Origin of the sequence: Microbacterium psychrotolerans (assembly GCF_031085295.1) — a bacterium.
Lineage (GTDB): Bacteria > Actinomycetota > Actinomycetes > Actinomycetales > Microbacteriaceae > Microbacterium > Microbacterium psychrotolerans.
Genome location: NZ_JAVFWO010000002.1, coordinates 345,173 through 356,902 on the forward strand (window position 1 = coordinate 345,173; position 11,730 = coordinate 356,902).

At 69.3% G+C, this 11,730-nt stretch carries 13 protein-coding genes; 11 read left to right on the top strand and 2 right to left on the bottom strand.

Going from position 1 to position 11,730, the window contains the following annotated elements; all coding sequences use genetic code 11:
- Positions 1 to 570, bottom strand: coding sequence for a murein hydrolase activator EnvC family protein (locus tag Q9R08_RS06305; protein ID WP_308867032.1), 570 nt, complete (start codon positions 568 to 570; stop codon positions 1 to 3).
- Between the two features lie 335 nt (positions 571 to 905).
- Between Q9R08_RS06305 and rpsB the strand changes: the two genes are divergently transcribed.
- The 9 genes from rpsB to Q9R08_RS06350 all read left to right on the top strand — a co-directional run bounded on the left by rpsB (position 906) and on the right by Q9R08_RS06350 (position 7,619).
- Complete coding sequence (rpsB, locus tag Q9R08_RS06310) at positions 906 to 1,829, top strand: 30S ribosomal protein S2 (RefSeq protein WP_308867033.1); 924 nt, start codon at positions 906 to 908, stop codon at positions 1,827 to 1,829.
- A 103-nt stretch (positions 1,830 to 1,932) separates the two neighbouring features.
- Positions 1,933 to 2,760, top strand: coding sequence for a translation elongation factor Ts (gene tsf, locus Q9R08_RS06315; protein ID WP_308867034.1), 828 nt, complete (start codon positions 1,933 to 1,935; stop codon positions 2,758 to 2,760).
- Between the two features lie 84 nt (positions 2,761 to 2,844).
- The gene (pyrH, locus tag Q9R08_RS06320; RefSeq protein WP_308867035.1) at positions 2,845 to 3,564 is read left to right on the top strand and encodes a UMP kinase; all 720 of its coding nucleotides are present in this window, start codon (positions 2,845 to 2,847) and stop codon (positions 3,562 to 3,564) included.
- A 52-nt stretch (positions 3,565 to 3,616) separates the two neighbouring features.
- Entirely contained in the window at positions 3,617 to 4,171 is a 555-nt protein-coding gene (frr, locus tag Q9R08_RS06325; RefSeq protein ID WP_308867036.1) for a ribosome recycling factor, read from the top strand.
- 9 nt (positions 4,172 to 4,180) lie between these two features.
- Positions 4,181 to 5,224 (top strand): phosphatidate cytidylyltransferase, encoded by a 1,044-nt coding sequence (locus tag Q9R08_RS06330; RefSeq protein ID WP_308867037.1) that lies wholly within the window; start codon positions 4,181 to 4,183, stop codon positions 5,222 to 5,224.
- A complete protein-coding gene (locus Q9R08_RS06335; RefSeq protein ID WP_308867038.1) occupies positions 5,221 to 5,784 on the top strand; it encodes a DivIVA domain-containing protein in 564 nt (187 codons plus the stop codon). The genes Q9R08_RS06330 and Q9R08_RS06335 overlap by 4 nt, the downstream gene beginning before the upstream one ends.
- A 58-nt stretch (positions 5,785 to 5,842) precedes the next feature.
- Entirely contained in the window at positions 5,843 to 6,601 is a 759-nt protein-coding gene (locus tag Q9R08_RS06340) for an aggregation-promoting factor C-terminal-like domain-containing protein (RefSeq protein WP_308867040.1), read from the top strand.
- Between the two features lie 3 nt (positions 6,602 to 6,604).
- On the top strand, positions 6,605 to 6,889 hold the full coding sequence (locus tag Q9R08_RS06345; RefSeq protein WP_308867041.1) for a hypothetical protein: 285 nt from the start codon (positions 6,605 to 6,607) through the stop codon (positions 6,887 to 6,889).
- Between the two features lies 1 nt (position 6,890).
- Complete coding sequence (locus Q9R08_RS06350) at positions 6,891 to 7,619, top strand: alpha/beta hydrolase (protein ID WP_308867042.1); 729 nt, start codon at positions 6,891 to 6,893, stop codon at positions 7,617 to 7,619.
- Between the two features lie 45 nt (positions 7,620 to 7,664).
- Here Q9R08_RS06350 and Q9R08_RS06355 read toward each other — a convergent pair whose 3' ends face one another.
- Positions 7,665 to 8,732 carry an AI-2E family transporter gene (locus tag Q9R08_RS06355; protein ID WP_308867043.1) on the bottom strand — a complete coding sequence of 356 codons (1,068 nt, stop codon included), beginning with the start codon at positions 8,730 to 8,732 and terminating at the stop codon, positions 7,665 to 7,667.
- Between the two features lie 178 nt (positions 8,733 to 8,910).
- Here Q9R08_RS06355 and Q9R08_RS06360 point away from each other — a divergent pair, with 178 nt between their 5' ends.
- Positions 8,911 to 10,776 (top strand): DUF8094 domain-containing protein, encoded by a 1,866-nt coding sequence (locus tag Q9R08_RS06360; RefSeq protein WP_308867044.1) that lies wholly within the window; start codon positions 8,911 to 8,913, stop codon positions 10,774 to 10,776.
- Positions 10,776 to 11,723, top strand: coding sequence for a tetratricopeptide repeat protein (locus tag Q9R08_RS06365; RefSeq protein WP_308867045.1), 948 nt, complete (start codon positions 10,776 to 10,778; stop codon positions 11,721 to 11,723). The genes Q9R08_RS06360 and Q9R08_RS06365 overlap by 1 nt, the downstream gene beginning before the upstream one ends.
- Positions 11,724 to 11,730 lie beyond the last annotated feature (7 nt).

An 11,730-nucleotide genomic window follows, 5' to 3' on the forward strand; every position in this document is an offset into this window, starting at 1 on the left:
TCAGCAGCAGGGCAGCAGCACCGCTCGCGGTACGCCGCCCAGCAGCACGAGCGGGTTGATGTACCGGCCGTCCAGGCGCACGCCGAGATGCAGCACGCCGGGCGTCGTGTGGCCGCCGACGGAGACGCGCCCCACGGCGGCGCCGGCGGCCACCGGCGTGCCGGCCACGAGGTCGGACTCCACGGGCTCGAGGGTGGACACGAGGCCCTCCCCGTGGTCGATCGTCAGGATGCCGCGCCCGGCCACCTGGCCGGAGAAGGCGACAGCGCCCGGCGCGGGGGCGTGGACGACGTCCTCGCCGATCGCGGCGAGATCGATGCCCCGGTGTCCGGGGCCGTAGTCGTGAGCCGGGGCGACGAAGGGGCGCTCGAGGCGGAAAGGCTTCACGGGCCACAGCCAATCGCGTGCGAGTGAGACCGACCCGGCGTCCGCGCCGCCCCCCGCCGGAGGGTCGCCCTCATCCGGCGTCGCGGCTGAAGCGGTCACAGGCGCCGCTGCGATCCACACGACGAGTGCGAGCGCCGTCACGGCGCGAAAGCGCCGGAAAGAGGTGGGTGGGATGACACGCATGGCCCGACCCTTCCGCATGTCGTCCGGGCGCGACGGCCGCGCAGGGAACTCGTGGAGAACCGTCGGCGGGCGCCGAGGGGGGAGGAGGGTCGGCCCGGTCGCCTGCTGATACACTGGATGCGCACTCCGCGTGTCGGAGTGACTCCGCGTGCCCACAGCGCCACATACCCCGAGTCTGACGAAGGGTGACGGCGCGGCATCCACTCCCAACGGTCCCTGCGAACGCTCATGAGCGGGCGCGGGGTGGGAATGTGCCGGGCACCAGGCTCGCCGGCTCCATGCCGGCGCGAGAACAACCGCAACAGGCGCGTACGCGCCGGAACAGGAGAACGGCCATGGCCGTCGTCACCATTCGCCAGCTGCTCGACAGCGGCGTGCACTTCGGACACCAGACCCGCCGGTGGAACCCGAAGGTCAAGCGCTTCATCCTCACGGAGCGCAGCGGCATCCACATCATCGACCTGCAGCAGTCGCTGACGTACATCGACAAGGCGTACGAGTTCGTCAAGGAGACCGTCGCCCACGGCGGCACCATCCTCTTCGTCGGCACCAAGAAGCAGGCGCAGGAAGTCATCGCCGAGCAGGCGACCCGCGTGGGCCAGCCCTACGTCAACCAGCGCTGGCTGGGCGGTCTGCTCACCAACTTCTCGACCGTGTCGAAGCGTCTCGCCCGCATGAAGGAGCTCGAGGAGCTCGACTTCGAGGACCCGGCCGCGAGCGGCTTCACCAAGAAGGAGCTCCTCCTCAAGAAGCGTGAGCTCGACAAGCTGCACAAGTCGCTCGGCGGCATCCGCAACCTCCAGAAGACCCCCTCGGCCATCTGGGTCGTCGACGCCAAGCGTGAGCACCTCGCGATCGACGAGGCGTCGAAGCTCGGCATCCCCGTGATCGGCATTCTCGACACGAACGCCGACCCCGACGAGTTCCAGTACCCGATCCCCGGCAACGACGACGCGATCCGCTCGGTGGGCCTGCTCACGCGCATCATCGCCGACGCCGCCGCGGAGGGCTTGATCCAGCGCCACCAGCCCACCGACGAGACCGCTGACGCGGAGCCCCTCGCCGACTGGGAGCGCGAGCTGCTCGAGCAGGGTGCGCCCGTCGAGACCGACGTCGCCGAGGTTGAGACCATCGCGACCGAGTCGGCCGCCGATGAGGCCGGCGCCGAGGCCGCTGAGGTCGTCGAGACCGCCGACGTCGTCGAGACCGCCGAGGCCGCTGACGCTGCCGAGGTCGCCGAGGCGACCCCCGCCGAGTAAGCCCCACTCACACTCCGCCTCGGCGGGATCGTCCTGGCCCCACGGCCGGACGGTCCCGCCGAGGCATCCACGAGAACTCACGAGATTCAAGGAGCCGCCACCCATGGCAAACTTCACGATCGCCGACATCAAGGCCCTGCGCGAGCAGCTCGGCACCGGCATGGTCGACACCAAGAAGGCGCTCGAGGAGGCCGACGGCGACCTCGAGAAGGCCGTCGAGATCCTGCGCCTGAAGGGCGCGAAGGGCAACGCCAAGCGCGCCGACCGCTCCACGAGCGAGGGGCTCGTCGCGGCCAAGGAGGTTGACGGTCAGGTCACGATCATCGAGCTCAACACCGAGACCGACTTCGTCGCGAAGAACGAGCGCTTCATCGCCCTCGCCGACAAGGTGCTGGACGCCGCCGCTGCCGCTCACGCCGAGTCGGCCGAGGCTGCGCTGGCCGCGCCCGCCGGCACCCAGACGGTCGCCGAGCTCATCTCGGACGAGGCCGCCATCATCGGCGAGAAGGTCGAGCTGCGCCGCGTGAGCACGCTCTCGGGCGACAACTTCGAGATCTACCTGCACAAGACCAGCAAGGACCTGCCGCCGCAGGTGGGCGTCGTGCTCGCCTACTCGGGCGACGACGCCGAGACGGCGCGCAGCATCGCGCAGCACATCTCGTTCGCCAACCCGTCGTACCTGTCGCGCGACGAGGTCCCCGAGGCGGATGTCGACAAGGAGCGCGAGATCGTCACCGAGATCTCGCGCAACGAGGGCAAGCCCGAGGCTGCCCTTCCGAAGATCGTCGAGGGCCGCGTCAACGCGTTCTTCAAGCAGGTCTCGCTTCTCGACCAGGACTACGCGAAGGACAACAAGCAGTCCGTCGCGCAGGTCGCGAAGGATGCCGGTCTGACCCTCACGGGCTTCGCCCGCTACAAGGTCGGCGCCTGATCCATTGAGAAGGCCCGCATCGGCAATCCGATGCGGGCCTTTTCTCATGCCCTTCGGTAGTTTGTCGTAGACGAGAGGACCACAGTGATCAACGAGAACACCGGGCGCCGCCGCGTCCTTCTGAAGCTGTCCGGCGAGGCGTTCGGTGGGGGCCAACTGGGTGTGAACCCCGACGTGGTCAGCCAGATGGCGCAGGAGATCGCTGCCGCGGTCGACCGTGTCGAGATCGCCGTCGTCGTCGGCGGCGGCAACTTCTTCCGCGGCGCCGAGCTCAGCCAGCGCGGCATGGACCGCGGGCGTGCCGACTACATGGGCATGCTGGGCACCGTGATGAACGCCCTGGCGCTCCAGGACTTCCTCGAGCAGGCGGGCGCCGCGACGCGCGTGCAGTCGGCCATCTCGATGACCCAGGTCGCCGAGCCGTACATCCCGCGCCGCGCCGAGCGGCACATGGAGAAGGGCCGCGTCGTGATCTTCGGCGCCGGCGCCGGCCTGCCGTACTTCTCCACCGACACCGTGGCCGCTCAGCGTGCCCTCGAGATCGACGCGCAGGAGGTCCTCGTCGCGAAGAACGGCGTGGACGGCGTCTACACGGCCGACCCGAAGAAGGATGCCTCGGCCACGCTGATCGATCGCATCACGTACCTCGACGCGCTGCAGCGAGGCCTCAAGGTCGTCGACTCGACCGCATTCAGCCTCTGCATGGACAACCGCATGGACATGCGGGTGTTCGGCATGGAGCCGGCCGGCAACGTGACGAAGGCCCTCCTCGGCGAGACCATCGGCACGCTCGTCACGGCGTGACGACGCTGCCGCCGATACACTTGACCAGCCCCATCTACCTGAAGGAGACACTGTGATCGCGGACGTCTTGGCCGATGCCGGAGTGCGCATGGACCGCGCTGTCGAGGCTGCGAAGGAGGACTTCGCGACGGTGCGCACCGGACGCGCGAACCCGCAGCTGTTCCAGAAGGTCCTCGTCGACTACTACGGCAGCCCGACGCCGCTCGCGCAGCTCGCGTCGATCAACAACCCCGAGGCGCGCACCCTCCTGATCACGCCGTACGACAAGTCGGCGCTGAAGGCGATCGAGCAGGCGATCCGCGACATCCCGAACCTCGGGGTCAACCCGACCAACGACGGCAACCTCGTGCGCGTCACGATGCCCGAGCTGACCGAGGAGCGTCGCAAGGAGTACGTCAAGCTCGTGCGCGGCAAGGGCGAGGACGCCAAGGTGCATGTGCGCGGCATCCGCCGCAAGGCCAAGGACGACATCGACGCGCTGAAGGGCGAGGTCGGTGAGGACGAGCTGGCCCGCGCCGAGAAGGAACTCGACGCGCTGACGCGCGCCCACGTCGACGGGATCGACGACGCGCTCAAGCGCAAAGAGGCCGAGCTCCTCGAAGTCTGAGGTCTGCCCATGACCGACGCATCGGACCCGCCGCGCGGCGAAGAGGCCGCTTCTCCGCAGACGCGGCGCGAAGCGGGCGACGCACGGCGTAACGCGGAGGCCCACGACACCCCGCCGGCGCTGCAGGCGCATCTGCGCGCCGCGCGCAGTGAGCTGGAGAGCCAGGTCGCGCAGGCGAGGGCCGACTTCGAGGAGGCGAACGAGCGCATCAAGGAGCGCACCGGACGAGATCTCATCGTGGCGACCTTGATCGGGCTGGCCATCGGGGTCGCCCTGCTCGGCTCGCTGATCTTCGTGAAGTGGGCGTTCGTGCCGTTCGCCCTGGCGGCGGCGCTGCTCGCGATGTTCGAGTTCTCCCGCGCGCTTATCGCGAGCGGACGCCGCGTCGACCTGGTCCCGCAGCTCGTCGCGGGTGCCGTCGTCATGCTGTCGGCCTACTTCGTGGACGCGTGGCTGCAGTGGGTTCTGCTCTTCGTCGTCCTGGCGTTCCTCGTGGTGTGGCGGCTCGTTGCGCAGATGGCCTCCCACGACGGCCGCGTCTACTCCGCCGTGCTCGGGGATGTGCTGATCGCCGCCTTCCTGCAGCTGTACGTGGCGTTTCTCACGAGCCTCTGCCTCGTGCTGCTGAGCCAGGACCGCGGCGAGTGGTGGGTGCTGTCGTTCATCATCGTGGCGGTCGCCGTCGACACCGGTGCGTACATCGCAGGCATCACCCTGGGCAAGCATCCGATGGCTCCACGCATCAGCCCCAAGAAGACGTGGGAGGGCTTCGCCGGCGCCGCGGCGGCGGCCACCATCGCAGGCGTGCTGGTCGGCATGTTCATGCTCGGCCTCGAGTGGTGGATGGGCGCGGTGTTCGGCATCCTCATCCTCGCAACGGCCACGGTCGGCGACCTGGGAGAATCGATGATCAAGCGCGATCTCGGCATCAAGGACATGAGCTCCTGGCTGCCCGGTCACGGCGGCGTCCTCGATCGACTCGATTCGATCCTGCTGTCGGTCGTGGCGGCGCTGTCCCTCTACTACCTCTTCACTCCGCTGGTGGCATCATGACGGCATCCGAGACGACCTCCCGGGCATCCTTCCCCGAGGCCCGCGGGCGCGAGAAGGGCTACGACAAGCAGCCGGTAGACGAGTTCCTCGCCCGCGCCCGCGCGTCGTTCGAGCAGGGCAGCGAGTCCCTCACGTCGGCCGACGTCCGCCAGGTGGCCTTCCCGCTGGTGCGGCACGGGTATGCGATCGCATCGGTCGACGCGGCGCTCGGTCGCATCGAAGACGCGTTCGCTGCGCGTGAGCGCGCTTCCGCGATGGCGGCCGCAGGCGTCCAGGCATGGGTCGGCCACACCCGGGAGCTCGCGCAGGAGGTGCTGGATCGCCTGTCGCGCCCCACCGGGCGCCGCTTCGACCGGGTGTCGCGGCTGCGCTACGGCTACCGGGTCGCCGAGGTCGACCTGGTCACCGACAAGCTCGCGCGATTTCTCGAGACCGGCGATTCCGTGACCGTCGAGCAGGTGCGCGCGGTCGCGTTCCGCATGCAGCGCGGCGGCTACCGCGAGACGCAGGTCGATGCCGTGCTCGACGCGGTCGTCGAGGTGATGCTCGCGGTGAAGTGACACGCGCGGGCGTCGCGGATGGCACGGCCTCGTGCCGGTATGCGAGAATCGGGGCACTGTGACTTCTGGAAACGAGCTGAACCCGACCAGGCGCGCCCGTCGTCACGAGGTGTCGACCCGGGCTGCGGGACGCGTCGTCTCGACTCCGACCGTCGCTCCGGCGGCGACAGCCCGCCCGGCGGGCTCCCCGGCCCGATGGTCACGTCGCCGCGGTGTGCTGGGAGGCTTCGCAGCGTTCGCGGTGCTGGGGTTCGTGGTCGCCTATATCGGTCCGACCGGTTTCGCCCTCGCGCAGGCGACGGCCGAAGAAGCTCCGCAGGTCTCGCTCTACGCGAGTTCGCTCGACGACGTCCAGTCCCTGAGTGGCGATGGAAGCGCAGAGGCCGAGCCTGCAGCGCTCGACCGCGGCGGCTATTCCGTGTACGTCAAGCCCAAGCCCACTCCGACGGTGGCGCCGACGGCCGCCTCGTCATCGTCGTCCGGTGGTTGGCGGCCTCCGTTCGTCACCCCCGACCCCGGCACGGCGCAGGCCATCGCCTACGACATGGTGCTCGCTCGCGGCTGGGGCGACGACCAGTTCGCCTGTCTGGTGGCGCTGTGGAAGAAGGAGTCCGGCTGGCGGGTCAACGCCTACAACGCCGGCAGCGGCGCCTACGGCATTCCTCAGGCGCTGCCCGGCAGCAAGATGGCGACCGCCGGTGCCGACTGGGAGACCAACCCGGCGACCCAGATCACCTGGGGCCTGGGCTATATCGGCGGTCGCTACGGAACGCCGTGCGGCGCCTGGGACCACTCGCAGCGCACGGGCTGGTATTGAGCCGTGCCCCGATCGAACCGCCGCCGTCCTGATCCGAGCGGCGACGAGTCCTTCGAGCGACTCCTCGCCGGCTGGAAGCGCAGTGAGATGCGGCGAGGCGTGGAGTGGATCGTGCAGCCGGTCTCGGCCGCCCAGGCTCAGAAGCCCTACACATGCCCGGGCTGCGGTCGCCAGGTGGACGTCGGCGTCGCCCATCTGGTGGCCTGGCGCGCCGACGGAGTGCTCGGCGACGCCGCGGATCTCGCCGCGCGCCGGCACTGGCATCAGCACTGCTGGAAGGTGGCGTGACATGGAGATCCGCGGACCGATGCTGCTGCCCGCACGGCGTGAGGACATCGAGCTCGAGACGCTCGACGGACTGACGCTCGTCGGTGAGCTCGCACTGCCCGAGAGCCGGGATCCCGTCGCGACCCTCGTCACGCTGCATCCCCTGCCGACGGCCGGCGGATTCATGGACTCGCACATCATCCGCAAGGCGGCCGGGCGCCTCCCCGCGCTGGCGGATCTCGCGGTGCTGCGGTTCAACACGCGGGGCACGACCTCGCCCCGGGGGACGAGTGACGGCGCCTTCGACGGCGGCCGAGCCGAGGCCTTCGATGTCGCGGCCGCGATGGACTTCGTGCACAGCCGTGGCCTGCCGCGGCCCTGGCTGGTGGGATGGTCGTTCGGCACCGAACTCGCGCTGAAGTACGGGCGCGATCACGCGGTCGAAGGCGCGGTCCTGCTCTCGCCGCCGCTGCACCGCGCGACCACGGAAGATGTTGCGGCGTGGGCCGGCGACCACAGGCGCCTGATCGTGCTCGTTCCGGAGTTCGACGACTATCTCCGACCGGATGCCGCGACCGAGCGCTTCGCGAGCGTCCCCGAGGCGATCCTGATCCCGGTCGAGGGCGGCAAGCACCTGTGGGTGGGCGAGAACCAGACTCGGCGCGTGCTGACCGAGATCGTGGCGGCCGTCAATCCGGACGCGCTGCCGTTGCCTCTGGAGTGGGACGGACCCGTCGTCGCCGACGCCTGATCCGCACCTCGGCGCGTCTCTGACCCGGCCCGGGTGCGACCGGCCTCAGCGCTCGTTCTGCCGCGGGATCACGACCTGGCGGTAGATGATCAGGATGCTGGCGGCCACCGGGATCGCGACCAGGGCGCCCAGCAGTCCGAGCAGCGATCCGCCGGCGAGGGCGGCGATCACGACGACCGCTCCGGGGACCGAGACGGCTCTGCCCATGATGCGCGGCGAGATCACGTACGCCTCGATCTGCATGTAGATCAGGTAGTAGATGGCCGCGATGAGCGCGGTCGTGGGGGAGCCCACTACCAGGCATGTCAGGACGATGATGACGGAGCCGGTCAGGGTGCCGACGAGCGGGATCAGCGAGAAGAAGAAGGCGATGACTGCGAGCACCGCGGGGAACGGCGCTTTGATGATCGACAGGAAGATCGCGCTCAGCACGCCGTTGATGAGGCCGAGGAGGAACTGGCCGATCACGTAGTAGCCGACGGAATCGGTGATCTGCTCCCCGAGGTCCATGAACCGGGCGCGCTTGGATGCAGGCACGAGCTGGTAGACGGCCCGCTTCAGGCTCGGAGTCGACGCCGTGAAGTAGATCGTCAGGATGAGCACGATGAACGCCCCGGCGAACCCGGCAATGAGCGCGCCCATGATGGTGATGATGCTGCCGCCCACTTCGGAGCCGATCGCCCCGACGTCCAGCGACGCGTACCAGTCCTCGATGTAGCCCCACACCTCATCCACGTTGAGTGCGGGGAACACCGTGTGCAGCCAGTCCTGGATCGCGCCCACCGGGTCGTCGAAGGTGCCCTTCTCGGCCAGGTCCTGGATCGTGGTGACCAGCTGGCCGATCTGCTGCACGATGATGGGGACGATCATGAGGACGATCCCCGCGAACGCGGCGAGCACGCCGAGGATCGTGATGAGGACGGCCGCCCAGCGCGGCAGCTTGCGGCGCTCGAGCCACGCGACGATCGGGTCGAGACCCAGTGACAGGAACAGAGCGGTGCCGACGTAGAGGAGGATCGTCTGGAGGTTCTGGATGCTGCCGATCAGCAGCAGACCCAAGCCGACACCGAGCGTCGCGAGCAGCGCGGTGCGGAACGGGCTGTGCAGCTTCATCGAGGTCCCCCTGCCGATCGACTTCCCGTCGATGCGTTGTGTCCGCCCAGGATACGCATGTGGAGTGCCCAGTCCGTGGAATGGTCCCTCCCACGCGCCTCACAGGTCATTCCCGCTAGTCTGAAACGTCGAATCGAAGGGTTGCGCTGCGTCTGCGCGCCCGGGAAAGGTGTTCTTCGTGCGTTTCGTATGGGCCGTGGCGGCCTTCGTGCTCGCCACCGTGATGATCGGGGCGGGCATCGCCCAGCGGACGATCTTCCAGGGTCCGAGGACCGAGACCACGGCCATCTCGGTCGAGGAGGAGACTCCCTACCTCCTGATCGACGGCGCCGTGCTCAATCAGAAGCCGGGTACCCAGACGCTCCGCGCCCAGGCCGAGGGCGACATCTTCGCCTCGTACGGGCGGACGGCCGACATGGAGGCGTGGTTGTCCGACACCACGTACACCCACGTCACCCTGGCGGGCGACGGCGACGTCGAGACTGCGGTCGTCGAGCCCGAGATCGACGCGATCGCCGACCCCGCGACGGACGCCCCCGCGGACGGCTCCGCGACAGACGACGCTGCCGCTGACGCGTCGACGGATGCCGCGACCGACGCGGCTGGCCGCAGCCCGGTCGGTTCGGACCTGTGGCTCGACGAGTATCAGCAGAAGGACCTCCTCATCGCGCCCCTCCAGCTCCCGGAGGAGATGAGCGTGCTCGTCGCCGCCGACGGCACCGCACCCGCACCGAGCAAGGTCACCGTGACCTGGCCGCTACAGACTTCGACGCCGTGGGCGGGTCCGCTCATCGTCGGCGGCGGCATCCTCATGGCCGCCGGCGTGTTCCTGTACATCCTCGGCATCCGCCACGCCCGTCGCAAGCGGGGACCCCGCCGCAAGGGCCTGCCCCTGCCGGTGACCGAGCCGATCGACATCGCCATCGACGGCGACGACAAGGGCGTCATCAGCAGCTCGCGTCGTACCCCGCGCGCGGTCGCGAGCGGCCGCCGTGCGTTCGCGGTGCTGCCGGTCATCGCCGTCTCGGCCCTGCTCTTCACGGGCTGCTCCGCCGATGCCTGGCCGCAGCTCGGTGCGTCGCCGACCCCCACGCCGACGGCGACCGTCATCGCGCCCGACGGCCAGCAGGCGCCTGCCGTGACCAAGGCACAGGCCGAGCGGATCCTCACCCGCATCGCTGCCACCGTGGCGGACGCCGATGCGGCGATGGACGGCGACCTCGCCGAGACGCGGCTCGAGGGTGCGGCTCTGGCTGCACGCGACACGAACTACAAGCTGCGCTCGGCGCTCGGCGACTATCCCACGCCCGCCCCGATCCTCTCGAAGCCGCTCGAGATCATCCTGCCGCAGGCCTACGACGCGTGGCCGCGTTCGGTGATCGCCATCGCCGACGACGAGGAGTCGAAGACCTCGAGCATCATGGTCCTCACCCAGCAGGATCAGTGGTCGGAGTACAAGCTGTCGTACGTCGGGAGCCTGGAGGCGTCGACCGCCATCCCGGATCTCGCCCCGGCATACATCGGTGCGGCGGCGGTCGAGCCCGATTCGCCCTTCCTCGTGCTGCCGCCCGATCAGGTGGCTGCCGCGTACGCGGACGTCATCAGCAAGGACAAGGAGAGCGAGTACTACGACCTCTTCGAGGCCGACGGCGATCAGCTGCGGGCGAGCATCGCCGCAGACCGTCAGCGACGGCGCGACGAGTTCAACCAGACCGCGAACTCCGGCGCATCCACGGGCACCCTCGAGTTCGGTGCCGTGGCCGGGCCTCAGGCGCCCTTCGCGCTGCAGACGGTCGAGAGCGGCGCGATCGTGGCCGTGAACATCAACGAGGTCGACACGGCCAAGCCCACCAACGCGGATGCCGTCATCAAGGTGGAGAACAACCGGACGGTGAAGACGCTGGCAGGCGCCGACCAGTCCGCCACGGGCTTCGAGACGACGTTCAGCGATCAGGTGTTCTTCTACGTGCCGAACGCCGGTTCGAACGAGAAGATCCGCCTGCTCGGTTACTCATCCGACATTCTCGATGCGAAGATTCTGTAGTGACCGATCCCACTCTTGGTGCCTCGCTGCGTGGTGCCGTCGACCTGTCCACTCTCCGCAATCGGCCCGCGTCCACCGGGCCGGCCGCACCCGGTGAGGAGGCCCCCGCGGGCAGCGGGGCCCTCGTCCCGTCACTCGTGCTCGACGTCACCGACGAGACCTTCCCGCAGGTGCTGGAGCTGTCGCGCACCGTTCCGGTGGTCGTCGACCTCTGGGCCGAATGGTGCGGCCCGTGCAAGCAGCTGAGCCCCATCCTCGAGAAGGTCGTCCTCGAGCTCGGCGGCCGCCTCGTGCTTGCGAAGGTCGACGTGGACGCCAATCCGCAGCTTTCGCAGGCGTTCCGGGCGCAGTCCATCCCCATGGTCGTCGCGCTCGTCGCCGGGCAGCCGGTGCAGATGTTCACCGGGGCCGTGCCCGAGCAGCAGGTGCGCGAGGTCTTCGCCCAGCTTCTCCAGCTCGCAGCGCAGAACGGTGTGACCGGCACGGTCGCCGTCGACGGCGAGGCGCCGCACGAGGCGGCCGATGAGCCCGCGCTCCCGCCGTTGCACGCCGAGGCGTTCGAGGCCATCGAGGAGGGCGACTACGCCCGTGCCGTCACGGCATACGAGAAGGCGCTCGCAGAGAACCCCCGCGACGCGGAGGCACGTGCCGGGCTCGGTCAGGTGCAGCTTCTGCTCCGCGTCCAGGGCGTCGACCTGCAGGCGGCACGTGCGGCCGCGGCATCCGCTCCACAGGACATCCCCGCCCAGCTGACAGTCGCCGATCTCGACCTCGCGGGCGGACACGTCGAGGATGCCTTCGGTCGCCTGCTCGATTTGTTCGCGCAGCTGCCTGCCGACCAGCGCACGCCCGTACGGGAGCGCCTGCTGGAGCTCTTCGCGCTCGTGGGCGACGCTGACCCGCGCGTCATCGCGGCACGCGGTCGCCTCGCCTCGCTGCTGTTCTGAGTCGCGC

Coding starts and splice junctions, on each gene's coding strand:
- tsf (WP_308867034.1), top strand. CDS start 1,933: ATGGCAAACTTCACGATCGCCGACATCAAGGCCCTGCGCGAGCAGCTC.
- Q9R08_RS06350 (WP_308867042.1), top strand. CDS start 6,891: ATGGAGATCCGCGGACCGATGCTGCTGCCCGCACGGCGTGAGGACATC.
- Q9R08_RS06305 (WP_308867032.1), bottom strand. CDS start 570: ATGCGTGTCATCCCACCCACCTCTTTCCGGCGCTTTCGCGCCGTGACG.
- rpsB (WP_308867033.1), top strand. CDS start 906: ATGGCCGTCGTCACCATTCGCCAGCTGCTCGACAGCGGCGTGCACTTC.
- Q9R08_RS06335 (WP_308867038.1), top strand. CDS start 5,221: ATGACGGCATCCGAGACGACCTCCCGGGCATCCTTCCCCGAGGCCCGC.
- Q9R08_RS06330 (WP_308867037.1), top strand. CDS start 4,181: ATGACCGACGCATCGGACCCGCCGCGCGGCGAAGAGGCCGCTTCTCCG.
- Q9R08_RS06355 (WP_308867043.1), bottom strand. CDS start 8,732: ATGAAGCTGCACAGCCCGTTCCGCACCGCGCTGCTCGCGACGCTCGGT.